Raw genomic sequence first — 17,094 nt, forward strand, 5'->3', positions numbered from 1 at the left:
AGGCCTCCCTTGCACTCGAAGTCACCTACCCGCACCCGGCGGGCCATCCTGCGTGCGTCGGCTCTAGCCGTCGCTGTCGCAGTTGTGGCCACCGGCTGCGCAAGCGAATCCGTCCAGCGCGGATACCTGCCCGGCTACAGCGACGGGGAGGTGACTGACCAGACTGCGCGCATCACCGATCTTTGGGTGGGCTCGTGGATCGCTGCCCTGTTGGTGGGCATCGTGACGTGGGGCCTGATCCTGTGGTGCATCGCGGCGTACCGCAAGCGCAAGGACGACCATCAGCTCCCGGTCCAGACGCGCTACCACCTGCCGCTGGAGCTGATGTACACGGCCGTTCCGCTGATCATGGTCCTGGTGCTGTTCTGGTACACCGACCGGGACGTGAGCGAGATCCAGAACGTCGACGGCACCGCGACCGAGCACATCCAGGTCATCGGCAAGCAGTGGAGCTGGGACTTCAACTACCTCGACGGCGATGTCTACGACTCCGGCCAGCACGAGGCGGACCCCGGCAGCGTCACCGCCGAGGACGAGCTCGACGGGGCGATCGGTACGTCGACGTCCTTCCCGACGCTCTACCTGCCGGTGAACGAGACCGTGGAGTTCACGCTCGACTCACGCGACGTCATCCACTCGTTCTGGGTCCCTGCGTTCCTGTACAAGCAGGACATGATCCCGGGGCGGACCAACACGTTCCAGGTGACACCGACCCGTGAGGGCACGTACGCCGGCAAGTGCGCAGAGCTCTGCGGTGAGTTCCACTCCGGCATGCTCTTCAACGTGAAGGTCGTGTCCGCCGAGGAGTACGAAGCCCACCTGGCGGACCTGGCTGCGAAGGGTCAGACCGGCCAGCTCGGCATGGACCTCGCCCGCACGACCGGCCCGGTGGACACCGAGGAAGAGGAGGCTGGGCACTGATGGCCGCAGCGACCACGACCGAGCTGATCCCGGGCCTCGCGCCCGGACGGCAGACGCTCGGCCGGACCGTCATCAAGTGGATCACCTCCACTGATCACAAGACGATCGGGTATCTCTACCTGATCTCGTCGTTCATCTTCTTCTGCATCGGCGGCCTGATGGCCCTGCTGATCCGGGCCGAGCTCTTCGAGCCGGGCATCCAGCTCGTGCAGAGCAAGGAGCAGTACAACCAGCTCTTCACGATGCACGGCACGATCATGCTGCTGCTGTTCGCGACGCCGCTCTTCGCCGGCTTCGCGAACGTGATCATGCCGCTCCAGATCGGCGCGCCCGACGTCGCGTTCCCCCGCCTGAACATGTTCGCCTACTGGCTGTACTTGTTCGGCGGTCTCATCACGGTGGCGGGCTTCCTGACCCCGCAGGGTGCTGCGTCCTTCGGCTGGTTCGCGTACGCGCCGTTGTCGACCACCACCTACAGTCCAGGGCTCGGTGGTGACCTCTGGGTGTTCGGCCTCGCGCTGGCAGGTTTCGGAACGATCCTCGGTGCGGTCAACTTCATCACCACGATCATCACGATGCGCGCACCGGGCATGACCATGTTCCGGATGCCGATCTTCACGTGGAACACGCTGATCACCAGCCTGCTCGTGCTGATGGCGTTCCCGCCCCTGGCGGCCGCCCTGTTCGCGCTCGGCGCGGACCGCCGCCTCGGCGCGCAGGTCTTCAACCCGGAGAACGGCGGTGCCATCCTCTGGCAGCACCTGTTCTGGTTCTTCGGGCACCCCGAGGTGTACATCATCGCGCTGCCGTTCTTCGGCATCGTGTCCGAGATCCTGCCGGTCTTCAGCCGCAAGCCGATCTTCGGCTACACGGGTCTGGTGTACGCGACCATCGCGATCGCCGCGCTGTCGGTGACGGTGTGGGCGCACCACATGTACGTGACGGGTGCGGTCATGCTGCCGTTCTTCGCCTTCATGACGATGTTGATCGCGGTGCCGACCGGTGTGAAGTTCTTCAACTGGATCGGCACGATGTGGCGCGGGAAGCTCACCTTCGAGACACCGATGCTCTGGTCCATCGGCTTCCTCGTGACGTTCCTCTTCGGCGGCCTGACGGGCATCATCCTGTCGAGCCCGGCGCTGGACTTCCAGCTCTCCGACTCGTACTTCGTGGTGGCGCACTTCCACTACGTGGTGTTCGGCACCGTCGTCTTCGCGATGTTCGCGGGCTTCTACTTCTGGTGGCCCAAGTTCACCGGGCGCATGCTGTCGGAGCGCCTGGGCAAGTGGCACTTCTGGCTGCTGTTCGTCGGCTTCCACACCACGTTCCTCATCCAGCACTGGCTGGGTGTCGAGGGCATGCCGCGTCGTTACGCGGACTACATGCCCCAGGAGGGCTTCACCTGGGAGAACCAGGTGTCGACGATCGGCGCGTTCATCCTCGCGGCGTCGACCCTGCCGTTCCTGTGGAACGTGTACGTCACCTGGCGCAAGGCGCCCAAGGTCACGGTCGACGACCCGTGGGGCTACGGCCGCTCGCTCGAGTGGGCCACGTCCTGCCCGCCGCCGCGCCACAACTTCGCCTCGCTCCCGCGGATCCGTTCGGAGTCGCCGGCGTTCGACCTGCACCACCCCGAGGTCGTCGCGATGGAGCGCCCGGACTACAACGGCGACCGCGGGGTGCTCGAGAACATCTACGGCGAGGCCGACCGGCGCGGCCAGGAGAAGCAGGGGCAGGAGCGCGCCGCGAACGGCGGCGGCGACTCGGGCCAGAGCAGCACGACGATCGTGGACGAGCCGGACGAGGGGACCAGCAAGTGAAGATCGAGACCCGGCTGTTCCTCTGGGGAACGCCCATCTTCGTCGGTGTCGGCATCGTCTACGGCTTCATGACGGACTGGACCGAGCCCGTCGGCTATCTCGGTATGCCGCTCGTCGGCGGCCTGGTGGCGATGATCGGCGCGTACCTGGCCCTGACGGCGCGGCGCATCGACGCCCGCCCCGAGGACGACCCGAACGGCAACATCGAGGACGCTGCCGGCGACCAGGGTGTCTACGCGCCCTGGAGCTGGTGGCCGCTGGCGATCGCCGGATCGGCCGCGATCTGCTTCCTCGGCCTGGCCGTGGGCTGGTGGGTGGTCTACATCGGCTTCTGCGTGTCCGTGATCGCGCTGGTGGGCTGGGTGTTCGAGTACTCGCGAGGTATTCACTCGCACTGATCCGTACAGGTTGCGCACGACGTCCCGTCACACACACGTGTGGCGGGACGTCGTGCTTCCGAGGGCACTCCGCTCCGTCATTTCACCCGCAGTTTCACCCGTCTTCTGCGGGCTGCCCGAGCGCTGTTCATGGTGAGATCGGACCTCCGCCGACCGGTTCCCGAGCGCATGGTGTGCGCGAACCGGGGGTGGCAGGGAGGCAACTAGTGCGTTATTCGAAGATGGCGGCTCTCGCGACGGCGAGCGTGCTCGCCCTGGGCCTGAGCGGATGCGGAGCGGCAGCGAGTGGTCCCGGTGAGGCCTCCGACGCGACAGCATCAGCACAGCCGCCGGCGCCGGTCGAGCTGACCCAGGCGTCGTTCGTCGACGACCTGTCGGCGGCGCAGAGCGAGGCCGGGACGGTCCACATGACCATGACCTACTCCGGTGCGGGGGCTGAGGCAGCAGGCCTCGCCGGTGCACCCCTCGAGGCGGACGTCGACATCTCCGACCCGAAGAACCCTGCGATGGCCATGCAGATGGAGTTGGAGGGGGAGGCAACCGACATGGTCCTGGTCGACGGCGACTTCTACATGAAGATGGGCGAGTCGACGTCCGGCAAGTACCTCAGCCTGGCCGAGGCCGGCAAGAGCGACAACCCGATGGCCCCGCTCTTCCAGGGGATGGGTGACCTCATGCAGAGCAGCCTGAAGGACATGGACCCGTCCGCGCAGCTGCAAGGCATGGACGGCGCCATCACGTCCTTCGAGAAGACCGGCACGGAGACCGTCGACGGCGTGGAGACCGATGTCTACACGATCCTCGTGGACGCGACGAAGATGTCCGGCCCTCAGGTCGACAGCCTCCCGGAGGAGGCTCTGGCGCAGGTCGGCGAGATGGAGATCGTCTACAACGTGGGCGAGGACAACCTGGCGCGCAAGCTGGTGCTCACCATGGGGGCCGACGCAGACGAGCTGGTGATGAGCAGCACGTTCTCCGGCTGGGGCGAACCCGTGGACGTCGCGGCGCCGAGCGGGGACGAGCTCACCACCCTGGACGAGATGATGGAGCTCACGACCGGCTGACGGCCGTCGGGCCGGCCCTCGCTCCGGCGCTCCGGTGCTACCTCGCGGCCTCGGCCCAGCGGCGCAGGGTCTCCTGCGCCGCGCCCGAGTCGACGGCCTGGGCCGCGAGGTCGATCCCGGCAGCGAGACGCTCGACGAGCGTCCCGGACCCGGTCCCGGGGAGCGTGCCGTCGGCGACGAGGCCGGACGCCGCGTTGAGCAGCACGGTCTCGCGGACCGGCCCGCTCTCGCCGGCGAGGACCGCGCGGGCGACCGCGGCGTTGTAGGCGGCGTCCTGCCCGCGGAGGTCCTCCACCTTGATGCGCGTGAGGCCCAGGTCGGCCGCGGGGTCGAGCCGGTGCTCGGTGACCGCGCCGTCGGCCACGACCCACACGGTGGAGCCGGCGGTGGCCGCGAGCTCGTCCAGGCCCTCGTCGCCACGGAACACCAGCGCCGACTTGCCGCGTTCCGCGAAGACCCCGGCCATCAGCGGGGCCATCCGGGCGTCGGCGCAGCCGACGGCGGCCGCGCGAGGCTGGGCGGGGTTGGTGAGCGGGCCCAGGAAGTTGAAGGCCGTCGGCACACCCAGCTCCCTGCGGGTCACGCCCGCATGGCGCATCGAGGGGTGGAACGCCGCGGCGAAGCAGAAGGTGATGCCCGCCTCGCGCGCGATCTGCGCGACACGCTCCGGCGGGTGGTCCAGCCGGATGCCCAGCTCCTCCAGCACGTCCGCGCTGCCCGACGACGACGACGCCGCCCGGTTGCCGTGCTTCACGACGCGCAGGCCCGTGCCCGCGATGACCACCGACGCCATCGTGGAGATGTTCACGGTGTGCGCGCGGTCGCCGCCGGTGCCGACGATGTCGACGGAAGGGCCTGGCACGTCGATACGGGTCGCGTGCCGCACCATGGACTCGGTCAGGCCGGCGAGCTCCTCGACGGTCTCGCCCTTGGCGCGCAGCGCCACGAGGAACCCGCCGAGCTGGACGGGGGAGACCTCGCCGGTCATCACCTGGTCCATCGCCCACGTGGCCTCGGCCTGGCTCAGGTCGGCCCCGGTGATCAGCCCGGCGAGCAGGCCGGACCAGGTGGGTGCCTCGAGGTTCACGCGGAACCCGCCAGGAGCTTCGCGACTGCCTCCTGGACCTTGATGGCGTCGAGCGGGCGGGACACCACGCCGTCGGCCAGGGACCAGGAGGCGAGCCAGGCGTCCTCGGGCCGTCCCGTGAGGATGAGCACCGGCGGGCACTCGTAGATCTCGTTCTTGAGCTGGCGGCACAGTCCCATGCCGCCGGTCTGGTCGGCCTCACCGTCGAGGACGAGCAGGTCCCACGTCTCGTTGTCGGCCTTGTCCACCACGGCTGCGGGGGTGGCGGCCTCGGTCCACTCGATGTCGGGCGCGCCTGCGTGCAGGCGGGGCCCGACGGCGAGTCGGACCTGCTCACGCACCGTGCGGTCGTCGCTGTACAGGAGGACTCGCGGGCTCGACGTCGCCACACCGTCCGCACCTGCGCTGGTCACATCCGTCGTCATGCCGGTCATGCGTCGATCGTGGCACAGTCCTCGCCTCCACGGCAGATTTGTCCGTGTGCTTTTGATGGCACTCTGTTCGATCGCGTCAGCAAGAGACGTCGCAGGTAGGGCGTTGGAAGGACTTTGTGAGATTCCACGCGAGCGTCGCTGCCGCTTCGGCGTTCGGGACGCTCCAACGTCGGCCATAATGGCTGTCGTGTCGACCGCAACGGCTGCAGCCAACCCCACGCACCAGCACGTAACAGTCAATCGTCCGAACCCGGTCTCGGTCGGGACGATCGTCTGGCTCGCGAGTGAGCTCATGTTCTTCGCAGCGCTCTTCGCGATGTACTTCACGGTTCGGCAGACCATGCCGGCCGAGGAGTGGGCGCTGCAGGCGGACAAGCTGAACATCACCTTCTCGACGATCAACACGATCGTCCTGGTGCTGTCCTCGGTCACCTGCCAGGCGGCGGTGTTCAAGGCGGAGCAGTTCAAGCCGTCGCGTTCCGGCAAGCTGTACCAGGTCGGGTCCTGGGGCATGCACGAGTGGATGACGATGACCTACCTGATGGGCGCGTTCTTCATCGGCGGCCAGATCTTCGAGTACGCCGAGCTTGTCGGGCACGGCCTGACGATCTCGTCCAGCGCGTACGGCTCGGTCTTCTACCTGACCACCGGCTTCCACGGTCTGCACGTGACCGGCGGTCTGATCGCATTCCTGTTCGTGCTCGGCCGCTCCTTCGCCGCCAAGCGGTTCGGTCACCACGAGGCCACCACCACGATCGTCACGTCCTACTACTGGCACTTCGTCGACGTGGTGTGGATCGCGCTGTTCGCGGTGATCTACCTGCTGCAGTGACCTCGTAGCGCCGACGCCCCGGGCGTGTGTGCAACATGGCCACGTGCGGTGGCATAGGTTCAAGACAGAGAAGCTCAAACACTTAACTCGAGACGAGGACATTTTCGTGAAGGCACTCGCCGCCCGCAGGCACCACCGGATGGCTCCGGTCGTGCTCCTGCTGCTGGCGCTGCTGACCACGGGCGGCATCTATGCCGCCCTGGCTCCGAGCACGGCTAAGGCCGAGACCGTCAGCACCGCGGACATCGAGACCGGTAAGAAGCTGTTCCAGGCCAACTGCGCGACGTGCCACGGCCCGAACGCTGAGGGCACCGACGGCGTGCCGTCCCTGGTGGGCGTCGGCGCAGCCTCCGTCGACTTCCAGGTGTCGACCGGTCGTATGCCGATGCAGACGAACGGTCCGCAGGCGCTGGCCAAGCCTCCGCAGTTCAACGAGGAGCAGACCGCGGCCCTGGCCGGGTACGTCGCCTCGCTGGGCGCGGGTCCGGCGATCCCCACGGACGAGCAGGTGGATGCCAGCCTGGGAGACCCCTCCAACGGCATGGCCCTGTTCCGCACCAACTGCGCCATGTGCCACAACGCCGTGGGCGCCGGCGGAGCGCTGTCGGAGGGCAAGTTCGCCCCCGCGCTGTGGGAGACGTCCGAGCGGAACATCTACCAGGCGATGCAGACCGGCCCGCAGTCGATGCCGGTCTTCAACGACGCGAACATCACGCCGGACGAGAAGCGCGACATCGTCTCGTTCCTCGTCGAGCAGCGGGAGGGTTCTGCGGGCGGTAACGCGCTCGGCGCCCTCGGCCCCGTGTCCGAAGGCCTCTGGGCCTTCGTGATCGGCCTGGGCCTGCTCATCGGCGCCGCAGTGTGGATCGGAGCGAAGTCCTCGTGAGCGAGAACCAGAACCCCCCGGCCGGTACGTCCAAGGACGTGACGGCCGCCCCCGAGGCAGGCACCGCAGTCGGTCCGGCCGACCGGTTCCCCGACCCGGGTGTGCCGGAGCACAAGAAGCGCCTCACCGACACGGACCCGCACGCGGCCAAGCGCGCCGAGCGGACCGTGACCATCCTGTTCGTCGCGTCCATCCTGGGCACGATCGGTTCGATCGTCGCCTACGTGATGGTCCCGCCGGACGGCACGACGTCGGGCGTCCGGCTGTCGACGCTGCTGCTCGGCCTCGGTCTCACGGTGTCGCTGCTCGGCATCGGTATCGCCGGCATCCACTGGGCCAAGGCGCTCATGGGTGACCGCGAGTTCGTCCAGGAGCGGCACACGCTCGCGACGCAGGGCGAGGACCGCGAGACCGCGATCAAGGACCTAAACGAGGGCCTCGAGGACTCGGGCGTCGTCGGCCGCCGTGGTGTGCTCAAGGGCGCGTTCTTCGGTGCCCTGGCGCTCTTCCCGATCGCCATCGCCGTGCCGCTGATCGGCTCCGTGGGCGGCGACTGGAACATCTCCCAGTTCAAGCACACGATGTGGAAGCGCGGCATGCGCCTCGCGATCGACCCGTCGGGCCGGCCCATCAAGGCGTCCGACGTCACCGTGGGCTCGGTGTTCCACGTCGTCCCGGAGACGACCGAGGCGTACCGCGAGACGCACGACTGGATCACGGAGAAGTCCAAGGCCGTCGTCCTGATGGTGCGCCTCAACCCGGAGGACCTCCGGACCGACCAGTCCCCCGAGGGCGAGACCTGGTCGCACGAGGGCATCGTCGCCTACTCGAAGATCTGCACGCACGTGGGCTGCCCGGTGGCGCTCTACGAGCAGCAGACCCACCACCTCCTGTGCCCCTGCCACCAGTCGACGTTCGACATCGCGGACAGCGCGAAGGTCGTCTTCGGCCCGGCCAACCGCCGGCTGCCGCAGCTGCCGATCACGGTCGACGACGAGGGCTACCTCGTGGCGCAGGACGACTTCGCCGAGCCCATCGGCCCGAGCTTCTGGGAGCGCCTGAAGTGAGCACCGCGACCCCCGACACCAAGCGCGAGGCACCGGCCACGCCGACGACGACCGTCGGCAAGGCCGCTGACTACCTGGACCAGCGCACCTCCATCGGCCTCGCCGTCAAGGAGTTCGCGCGCAAGGTCTTCCCGGACCACTGGTCCTTCATGCTGGGCGAGATCGCACTGTTCTCGTTCGTCGTGCTCATCGCGTCGGGCTTCTTCCTGACGATGTTCTTCGAGCCGTCCATGGCGCTCGAGACGTACGAGGGTGAGCACCCGGCCAACATGCACGGTCAGCTCATGTCCGTCGCCTTCGCCTCGACCCTCGACATGTCGTTCGAGGTGCGCGGCGGTCTGCTCATGCGGCAGATCCACCACTGGTCGGCCCTGATCTTCATGGCCTCGATCGTGGTGCACATGATGCGCGTGTTCTTCACCGGCGCGTTCCGCAAGCCGCGCGAGATCAACTGGATCGTCGGTCTCATCCTGATGATCCTGGGCCTGGCGGCCGGCTTCACCGGCTACTCGCTGCCCGACGACGTCCTGTCCGGCAACGGTCTGCGCATCACCGACGGCGTGGTCAAGTCGATCCCCGTGGTCGGCTCGTTCATGTCGTACATGATCTTCGGCGGCGAGTTCCCGGGGCACCACATCGTGCCCCGACTGTTCACGCTGCACATCTTCGTGATCCCGGGCATCCTGCTGGCCCTGATCGCGCTGCACCTGTTCCTCATGGTGCTGCAGAAGCACACGCAGTACCCGGGCGGGGGCCGTACCGACAAGAACGTCGTGGGCTACCCGGCCATGCCGGTGTACGTGGCCAAGATGACGGGCAACTTCTTCATCGTGGCGGGTGTGCTGGCCCTGATGGGCGCCACGATGTCGATCAACAACGTGTGGAACTACGGGCCCTACGACCCGTCGCCCGTCACCGCGGGTGCCCAGCCGGACTGGTACATGCTGTTCCTGGAGGGATCGCTGCGCCTGATGCCGGGGCCGGGCTGGGAGTGGGTCATCGGTGGGTTCACGCTGTCGATGAACGTCCTCATTCCCGCGGTCGTCGTCCCGGGCATCCTGTTCACGTTCCTCTTCGTCTACCCGTTCCTCGAGGCGCGCGTGACGAAGGACGACGAGGAGCACCACGTGCTGGACCGGCCCCGGAACAAGCCGGTGCGGACCGGCCTGGGTGTCGCATTCCTGACGGCGTTCATCATCCTGGCCCTTGCCGGGTCGAACGACCTCATCGCCACGCACTTCGCGCTGTCGATCAACGGGATCACGTGGGTCTTCCGCGTACTGATCTTCGTGGGGCCGGTGTTCGCGTACTACATCACCAAGCGCATCTGCCTCGGGCTGCAGCGCAAGGACCGCGAGCTGGTGCTGCACGGCCACGAGTCGGGCCGCATCGTCCGCTTCGCGAACGGTGAGTACATCGAGGTCCACACTCCGCTCGACGAGCAGGAGCGCTGGCTGCGGGTCAACTACGAGGCGCCGGCTCCGCTGGAGATCGCTCCGAAGACCGACGCGCGTGGTGTCAAGCGCAAGGGCTACGCCTCCGACAAGCGGTGGCAGGGGCTGTCCCGGTTCTTCTACGAGGACCGCGTGGCCCCTGTCAGCCCGGCGGAGGTCGAGGCCGCGCACTCGCACGGCGAGCACGACCAGCTGAACGGGTCCGAGCGCCAGGCCGTCGAGGCCGGCGCAGGAACCACCTCGCGGGAGCACTGAGCGACCTGCGACCCCAAGCGATGGCCTGTGTCTCCCGGTCCGCATCTGCGGCCGGGGACACGGGCCATTGCCGTCCCGGCGGGCACCACACCGGCGCGCGACCAGGACGGCGTCTTCCCCCGTGCACCGTCCGGTGTGCGGACCGATCCTGGAGGTACCTCAGCAATGGCTGTCTACACGCTCCCTGACCTGACCTACGACTACGCCGCGCTCGAGCCGCACATCTCGGGCAAGATCATGGAGCTGCACCACTCCAAGCACCACGCGACGTACGTCAAGGGTGCGAACACTGCCCTGGAGCAGCTCGAGGAGGCCCGCGAGACGGGCAACCTGGCAAACGTCAACAAGATCGAGAAGGACCTCGCGTTCAACCTCGGTGGTCACATCAACCACTCGATCTTCTGGACGAACATGGCGCCCGAGGCCGGCGGTGAGCCGACCGGCGACATCGCCGCCGCGATCGACGAGCACTTCGGCTCGTTCGAGAAGTTCAAGGCGCACTTCACCGCCGTCGCGGCCGGGGTCCAGGGTTCCGGCTGGGCCGTTCTGGCCTGGGACTCCATCGGCCAGAAGCTGGTCGTGGTCCAGCTGTTCGACCAGCAGGGCAACATCCCCTTCGCGCTCACCCCGGTCCTCATGCTGGACTGCTGGGAGCACGCCTACTACATCGACTACCTGAACGTGCGCCCGGACTACATCAAGGCCTGGTGGAACCTCGTGTCCTGGAGCAACGTCTCCGAGCGCCTGGGCCGGGCCAAGACGCAGACCGCGGGCCTCGTCGTCCCGTCGGTCTGACCGCCTGACGGTCTGACCGCCTGACGGTCTGACCGCCTGATCGTCGGACCAGATCCGGCGCACCCCGGGAGCGAACCTCCGGGAGTGCGCCGGATCTGTCGTGTCACGGATCGTTCGGCTATCTCGTCGTCATCGGTGGAAAGCAGTGCCCGGTCGGTGTCTACTGGAGTTGCACCGATCGATGGGCGCGTATCTCCTACCTCAGGGGTGACGACGTGGCAGAGCAGCAACGTCCTACCGGACTCGGCAAGGCCGCCGACTACCTGGACCAGCGCACCTCCATCGGCCTTGCCGTGAAGGAGTTCGCGCGCAAGGTGTTCCCGGACCACTGGTCCTTCATGCTGGGCGAGATCGCGCTGTTCTCGTTCGTCGTGCTCATCGCGTCGGGCTTCTTCCTGACGATGTTCTTCGAGCCGTCCATGGCGCTGGTGCGCTACGAGGGTGAGCACCCGGCGTCGATGCACGGCCAGCTCATGTCGGCGGCGTTCCACTCGACGGTGGACATGTCGTTCGAGGTGCGCGGCGGTCTGCTCATGCGGCAGATCCACCACTGGGCCGCCCTGATCTTCGTGGCCTCGATCGTGGTGCACATGTTCCGGGTCTTCTTCACCGGCGCGTTCCGCAAGCCCCGGGAGATCAACTGGCTGGTCGGCGCCGTCATGCTCGTCCTGGCGCTGGCGGCCGGCTTCACCGGCTACTCGCTGCCCGACGACGTCCTGAGCGGCAACGGCCTGCGCATCATCGACGGCGTCGTGAAGTCGATCCCGGTGATCGGCTCGTTCACGTCGTTCCTGGTCTTCGGTGGGGAGTTCCCGGGTGAGCACATCGTCCCGCGCCTGTTCACGCTGCACATCTTCGTGATCCCCGGCCTGCTGATCGCACTGATCGCGCTGCACCTGTTCCTCATGGTGCTGCAGAAGCACACGCAGTACCCGGGCGGGGGCCGTACCGACAAGAACGTCGTGGGCTACCCGGCCATGCCGGTGTACGTGGCCAAGATGACGGGCAACTTCTTCATCGTGGCGGGTGTGCTGGCCCTGATGGGCGCCACGATGTCGATCAACAACGTATGGAACTACGGGCCCTACGACCCGTCACCCGTCTCGGCGGGCACGCAGCCGGACTGGTACATCCTGTTCGTCGACGGCGCCCTGCGCCTCATGCCGGGGCCAGGCTGGGAGTGGGTCATCGGCGGTTACACGCTCAGCATGAACCTGCTGATCCCGGCCCTGATCGTGCCGGGCATCCTGTTCACGCTGCTGTTCGGGTGGCCGTTCCTCGAGGCGAAGGTCACCGGTGACCACCGGGAGCACCACGTGCTGGACCGGCCGCGCAACCGCCCGGTGCGCACAGCGATGGGTGTCGCACTGCTCGTCGCGTTCGTGGTCTGTGCCCTGGCGGCCACGAACGACCTGATCGCCACGCACTTCTCGCTCGACATCTTCGCGATCACGTGGGTGCTGCGCGTGCTGCTGTTCGTCGGGCCGGTCTTCGCGTTCTGGCTGACCAAGCGCGTCTGCCTCGGGCTGCAGCGCAAGGACCGGGAGCTGGTGCTGCACGGCCACGAGTCCGGCCGCATCGTCCGGTTCGCGAACGGTGAGTACGTCGAGGTGCACACTCCGCTGGACGAGGAGGAGCGCTGGCTGCGGGTCAACTACGACTCGCCCGCGCCGCTGGAGATCACGCCCCTCACGGACGCACGCGGCGTGCGGCGCAAGGGCTACAGGTCCGACCGTCGCTGGCAGAAGGTGTCCCGGTTCTTCTACGAGGACCGCGTCTCGCCGGTCACGCCCGCAGAGCTCGAGGCGGCGCACTCGCACGGCCAGCACGACACGATCGAGGCGAAGGAGCCGACCGGTGCCGGCTCCGTCGCCGGGCAGCGGCGTCGCCGCTAGGTGTGTGGGCCCCACCAAGCGAGCGGGGCCCACCTGGCCGGCTGTCGCCCGCGGTCGGGGGCGCGGTGCCTAGTCGTCGAGGCCCAGCGCGAACGCCTGCTCCAGGTCCGCCTTCGAGAAGGCCCGGAAGGCGATGAGGGTCTCGGTGTTCTGTACGCCGGGCACCTTGTTCACCGCGTCGGACACGACGCCGGCGAGCTGCTCGTGCTCGGGAACGCGCACGATGGCCACGAGGTCGGTCTTGCCGGTCACGGAGAAGACTTCGCTCACTCCGTCGATGTTCGCGACCTCCTGCGCGACCTCGGGGATGCGGGACGTCTCGGCGTCGATGAGGACGATCGCGGTCAGCATGCCGTCATCGTATCCACGTGCCGGGGGTTCTCGGGCGCCGGAACGCCGCCGTCGGTACGGATCTCGGTAGGCATCCCGGTAGGTACCTCGGTGGCGATCTCCGTGCGTACCCGCTCGGACGCCCACGTCAGCTCCGCGTGGGCACCGGCCGCACGTACCGGACAGGCCCAGGTGTCGCTGAGATGCACGAGGCGTACGCCGGGGGAGTCGAGCCACGCGATCAGGAGGTCGGTCTCCTCCGGGTGAGCGGCGGGCGACGGTGGAACCGGGGGCTCGACGTGCTCGGCCGTGGTCCGCAGCGCGGAGACCAAGGGGAGTGGGTTGACCCCGGGGCCCGAGACACCGGTGGCGGCGAGCCGACCGTGCTTGATCACGACGATCTCCCAGCCGCCCGGCTTGCCTGGTGCGTCGCCGATACCGGAGGGCCGTGCTGCCACGAGCTCGGCGCACGCCGCGAGCGGCGCCAGCTTCTGCGCCCGGTGGGCGCCCGAGACGAAGGCGCGCAGCCGTCGCGTGACCTCGCCCGCCTCCTCGTACCGCTCCTGGTGGGCGAGCGTGGCGATGCGGTCGGAGAGCGCGCGCACCACGGGGGAGGGATCGCCGGTGAGGGCACGGTGGGCGGCGTCGGCCACCTGCTCGTACGACGTGTCGGGAGCCTGGGTCGCGACGCACGGCGCGGAGCAACGGCCCATGCCCGCCAGGGCGCAGGGACTGCCGGCCTTCCGGGAGACCAACGGTAGGCGCGCGGTGCACTGGCGGATGTCGAGAGCGTCGTGCAGGGCGTGGACGGCGTCCTGCGCGGTGCGCCGGGACACGAACGGGCCGATGTGCGCGGCGCCGGCCACCACGGCGCCCACCACGGAGAGCCGCGGGTACGCCTCGTCGGTGAGCCGCACCCAGGAGTGCCGCTCCGGGAACTTCGAGCGCCGGTTGTAGCGCGGGGCGTGCTCGGTGATGAGCCGCAGCTCGCGCACCTGGGCCTCCAGCGGTGTCGCGCACGCCACCGGCGTGACGCGCTCGGCGATGCGCACCATCTCCGTGATGCGCTTCCGCTTCTCGGCGGCGGTGAAGTACGAGCGCACCCGCTTGCGGATGTTCACGGACGTGCCGACGTACAGGACCTCGTCGCCGGGACCGCGGAACAGGTAGACGCCTGGCGCGTCGGGCAGGTCGTCGGCGAGGTGCCGCTTGCGGCGCACCTCGGGCGGCACGGGGTCGGCGGCCGTCGCCAGATCCTCGAGGTGGGTGACGCCCATCGGTGCGAGGCGGTCGAAGAGGGCGTGCAGGACGTCGACGGTCGCGCGCGCGTCGGCCAGGGCACGGTGCTCGGGCGAGACCGTCGCGTGGAACAGGTTCGCGAGCGTCGACAGCTTGTGGTTGGGCGCCTCGTCACGGGTGACCAGGCGCCGGGCCAGGGGCACCGTGTCCACGACGTCGAACCCTGGCCACTCGTAGTCGAGCCGGGCGCACATCGCCTTGAGGAAGCCGACGTCGAACGGTGCGTTGTGCGCCACCAGGACCGAACCACGCGCGAACTCGAGGAAGCTCGGCAGCACCAGAGCGATGTCCGGCGCGGTCGCGACCATGGCGTTGGTGATCCCTGTCAGGCGCGCGATGAACGCCGGAACGGGTTGCCCGGGGTTCACGAGCGACTGGAACTCGCCCAGCACCTCACCGCCGCGCACCTTCACGGCGCCGATCTCGGTGATGCCACCCTCGGTGGCGTTCGTGCCGGTGGTCTCGAGGTCGACCACCACGAAGGTCACGTCCCGCAGCGGCGTGCCGAGCTCCTCGAACGTGGCCTGGTATGCGGATGCGGTGGTGCTCACGGCGTGCACGCTAGCGGGCACCACTGACACTCCCGCCACCCACCTCGTTGAGTGCTGGGTATCTGTGGGAGAACGGCTCGTGGACCCACAGATATCCAGCACTCAACGGGTCAGGTCCAGGTGTCGCCCGTCAGCTGCTCGTAGATCTCGATGTACCGGGCGCGGGTCTCCGCGACGACGTCGGCCGGGATCTCCGGGCCGGGGTAGGTGCGGTCCCAGTTGGTGAGAGTCGACGACCAGTCGCGCACGAACTGCTTGTCGTAGGACCACTGCCCGCGGCCGGGCTCGTACTCGCTCGCCTTCCAGAAGCGCGAGGAGTCCGGCGTCAGCACCTCGTCGGCGAGCGTCAGGACGCCGTCAGCGTCGGTCCCGAACTCGAACTTCGTGTCCGCGATCAGCACGCCGCGCTCGCGGGCGATCTCGGCGCCGCGGTCGTAGATCTCCAGGGAGAGGTCGCGCAGGCGGCCCGTCGTCTCCTCGCCCAGGCTCTTGGCGATCTCCTCGACGGAGATGTACTCGTCGTGGCCCTCGTCCGCCTTCGTCGACGGCGTGAAGACGGGCTGCGGCAGCCGGTCGGCCTCGACCAGCCCGGGCGGGAACGCGACACCGGACACGCTGCCCGACGCGCGGTAGCTCTCCAGGCCCCCGCCTGCGAGGTAGCCGCGCACGATGCACTCGACGGGCACGATGTCCAGGCGCTTGCAACGGACCGCGCGGCCCTTCCACTCCTCGGGGACGTCCTCGTTGATCACGTGGTTGGGCACCAGGTCGGCGAACTGCCGGAACCACCAGAGCGAGATCTGGGTGAGGATCGCGCCCTTGTCGGGCACGGGCGTCGGCAGCACGACGTCGTACACCGACACGCGGTCGGAAGCCACCAGAATCACATCGTCGCCGTCCGCGTAGACCTCGCGAACCTTGCCCTTACGGATCAGTTCCACGCGGCCAAGGTTAACCCGCCGGCCGGACGCCGCCGGGCAGCGGTCCGAGCGGAATGTGCTGGACGGGTCCGGTCGGGTGTTGCCAGGCTGGCCCGATGGCGTCGACAGCGTGGGAGCCGGCAGCGGAGGAGCCGGCAGGGTGGGACGAGAGTGCCGTCGCCGCGCACCTGCTCGGCACGGTGCTGACCGGGGACGCTGTGCTGACCGGTGTCATCCCGCGCAGCGGTGGTGCCCTCAGCGCGGTGCACGAGGTTCGGCAGGCCGACGGGCCGCCGCTCGTGGTCAAGCGGTACACCGCCGAGTGGCGGTGGAAGCAGGCGAAGGAGGTGTACGTGCTCGGCCTCCTGAACGGGTCCGGGGCACTGGACGGCCGCGTGCCCGAGGTCGTGCACGTGGACGCCGAGCGAGCGGTGACGGTGCTGACGCTTCTGCCCGGCCGGCCGCTCTCCGACGTACCGCTCGAAGGAGCCGCGGAGCGTCGGACCCTCGCCGAGGTGGGTTCCCTGACGCGTGCGCTGCACGAGGTTCGGCAGCCGGCCTTCGGCTACCTCACCACGCAGGTCCTCGACCCGTTGCCGACCAACCGCGCCTACATGACGCGGCAGTTCGACAAGAAGCTCGCGGAGTTCGTGGACCTCGGTGGTGACCGGGACCTGTACGACGCGATCCGCCGCTCCGTGGAGGACCGCACCGAGCTGCTCGACCGATGCGACCAGCCGGTGCTCTGCCACAACGACCTGCACGCGGGCAACATCCTCGTCGCGACAGACGGCGACCGCCGTCGTGTCAGCGGGTTCGTCGACGTCGAGAACGCGGTCGCCGCCGACCCGCTCATGGACCTGGCCAAGACCATCCAGTACGAGTTCCGGCGACCGGACGACGCTTTCGAGGCGCTCGTCGACGGATACGGGCCGCTGGGCGAGGACGGCCGTGAGCGCATCAGCCTCTACCGTCTCTACCACGCGCTGGAGCTGTGGGACTGGTTCGCGGGCATCGGTACCACCGGGCCGCTGGGTGGGATCGAGGTCGGCCTGCGGTCGCTGGTGGCGCCGACCGGCCGCTGAC

The 17,094-nt window shown here is 68.4% G+C and carries 16 protein-coding genes; 11 read left to right on the forward strand and 5 right to left on the reverse strand.

Going from position 1 to position 17,094, the window contains the following annotated elements; translation table 11 throughout:
* The first annotated feature begins 9 nt into the window (after window positions 1-9).
* From ctaC to LUM46_RS10090, 4 genes are all read left to right on the forward strand, one after another.
* The gene (gene ctaC, locus LUM46_RS10075) at window positions 10-921 is read left to right on the forward strand and encodes an aa3-type cytochrome oxidase subunit II (protein WP_274993706.1); all 912 of its coding nucleotides are present in this window, start codon (window positions 10-12) and stop codon (window positions 919-921) included.
* Window positions 921-2,741, forward strand: coding sequence for an aa3-type cytochrome oxidase subunit I (ctaD, locus tag LUM46_RS10080; RefSeq protein WP_274993707.1), 1,821 nt, complete (start codon window positions 921-923; stop codon window positions 2,739-2,741). Before ctaC ends, ctaD begins: the two co-directional genes overlap by 1 nt.
* Window positions 2,738-3,139, forward strand: coding sequence for a cytochrome c oxidase subunit 4 (locus LUM46_RS10085; RefSeq protein WP_274993708.1), 402 nt, complete (start codon window positions 2,738-2,740; stop codon window positions 3,137-3,139). Before ctaD ends, LUM46_RS10085 begins: the two co-directional genes overlap by 4 nt.
* 206 nt (window positions 3,140-3,345) lie before the next feature.
* Entirely contained in the window at window positions 3,346-4,203 is an 858-nt protein-coding gene (locus LUM46_RS10090) for an SCO4651 family lipoprotein (RefSeq protein ID WP_274993709.1), read from the forward strand.
* A gap of 37 nt (window positions 4,204-4,240) precedes the next feature.
* On the opposite strand, the gene trpD is transcribed toward LUM46_RS10090, so the two are convergent.
* The gene (gene trpD, locus LUM46_RS10095; RefSeq protein WP_274993710.1) at window positions 4,241-5,290 is read right to left on the reverse strand and encodes an anthranilate phosphoribosyltransferase; all 1,050 of its coding nucleotides are present in this window, start codon (window positions 5,288-5,290) and stop codon (window positions 4,241-4,243) included.
* Window positions 5,287-5,724 (reverse strand): response regulator, encoded by a 438-nt coding sequence (locus LUM46_RS10100; RefSeq protein ID WP_274993711.1) that lies wholly within the window; start codon window positions 5,722-5,724, stop codon window positions 5,287-5,289. The genes trpD and LUM46_RS10100 overlap by 4 nt, the downstream gene beginning before the upstream one ends.
* 178 nt (window positions 5,725-5,902) lie before the next feature.
* Between LUM46_RS10100 and ctaE the strand changes: the two genes are divergently transcribed.
* From ctaE to qcrB (LUM46_RS10130), 6 genes are all read left to right on the forward strand, one after another.
* Window positions 5,903-6,556 (forward strand): aa3-type cytochrome oxidase subunit III, encoded by a 654-nt coding sequence (gene ctaE / locus LUM46_RS10105; RefSeq protein WP_274993712.1) that lies wholly within the window; start codon window positions 5,903-5,905, stop codon window positions 6,554-6,556.
* Window positions 6,557-6,662: 106 nt separating this feature from the next.
* Window positions 6,663-7,442 carry a cytochrome bc1 complex diheme cytochrome c subunit gene (gene qcrC, locus LUM46_RS10110; RefSeq protein WP_274993713.1) on the forward strand — a complete coding sequence of 260 codons (780 nt, stop codon included), beginning with the start codon at window positions 6,663-6,665 and terminating at the stop codon, window positions 7,440-7,442.
* Complete coding sequence (gene qcrA / locus LUM46_RS10115; RefSeq protein WP_274993714.1) at window positions 7,439-8,509, forward strand: cytochrome bc1 complex Rieske iron-sulfur subunit; 1,071 nt, start codon at window positions 7,439-7,441, stop codon at window positions 8,507-8,509. The genes qcrC and qcrA overlap by 4 nt, the downstream gene beginning before the upstream one ends.
* Window positions 8,506-10,218 carry a cytochrome bc1 complex cytochrome b subunit gene (qcrB, locus tag LUM46_RS10120; RefSeq protein WP_274993715.1) on the forward strand — a complete coding sequence of 571 codons (1,713 nt, stop codon included), beginning with the start codon at window positions 8,506-8,508 and terminating at the stop codon, window positions 10,216-10,218. Before qcrA ends, qcrB (LUM46_RS10120) begins: the two co-directional genes overlap by 4 nt.
* Window positions 10,219-10,383: 165 nt before the next feature.
* Window positions 10,384-11,013 carry a superoxide dismutase gene (locus tag LUM46_RS10125; RefSeq protein ID WP_274993716.1) on the forward strand — a complete coding sequence of 210 codons (630 nt, stop codon included), beginning with the start codon at window positions 10,384-10,386 and terminating at the stop codon, window positions 11,011-11,013.
* A 215-nt stretch (window positions 11,014-11,228) separates the two neighbouring features.
* Window positions 11,229-12,908 (forward strand): cytochrome bc1 complex cytochrome b subunit, encoded by a 1,680-nt coding sequence (gene qcrB, locus LUM46_RS10130; protein ID WP_274993717.1) that lies wholly within the window; start codon window positions 11,229-11,231, stop codon window positions 12,906-12,908.
* Window positions 12,909-12,977: 69 nt separating this feature from the next.
* Here the strand turns inward: qcrB (LUM46_RS10130) and LUM46_RS10135 are convergent, their stop codons facing one another.
* The 3 genes from LUM46_RS10135 to LUM46_RS10145 form a co-directional block, all read right to left on the reverse strand.
* Entirely contained in the window at window positions 12,978-13,259 is a 282-nt protein-coding gene (locus tag LUM46_RS10135; protein ID WP_116676031.1) for an Lrp/AsnC family transcriptional regulator, read from the reverse strand.
* The gene (locus tag LUM46_RS10140; protein WP_274993943.1) at window positions 13,253-15,097 is read right to left on the reverse strand and encodes a DEDD exonuclease domain-containing protein; all 1,845 of its coding nucleotides are present in this window, start codon (window positions 15,095-15,097) and stop codon (window positions 13,253-13,255) included. The genes LUM46_RS10135 and LUM46_RS10140 overlap by 7 nt, the downstream gene beginning before the upstream one ends.
* Window positions 15,098-15,198: 101 nt before the next feature.
* Entirely contained in the window at window positions 15,199-16,029 is an 831-nt protein-coding gene (locus LUM46_RS10145; protein WP_274993719.1) for a phosphoribosylaminoimidazolesuccinocarboxamide synthase, read from the reverse strand.
* Between the two features lie 95 nt (window positions 16,030-16,124).
* Here LUM46_RS10145 and LUM46_RS10150 point away from each other — a divergent pair, with 95 nt between their 5' ends.
* Complete coding sequence (locus LUM46_RS10150) at window positions 16,125-17,093, forward strand: phosphotransferase family protein (RefSeq protein WP_274993721.1); 969 nt, start codon at window positions 16,125-16,127, stop codon at window positions 17,091-17,093.
* The last annotated feature ends 1 nt before the right edge of the window (window position 17,094 follow it).

It is taken from the genome of Promicromonospora iranensis, assembly GCF_028994805.1.
Classification (GTDB): Bacteria; Actinomycetota; Actinomycetes; order Actinomycetales; family Cellulomonadaceae; genus Promicromonospora; species Promicromonospora iranensis.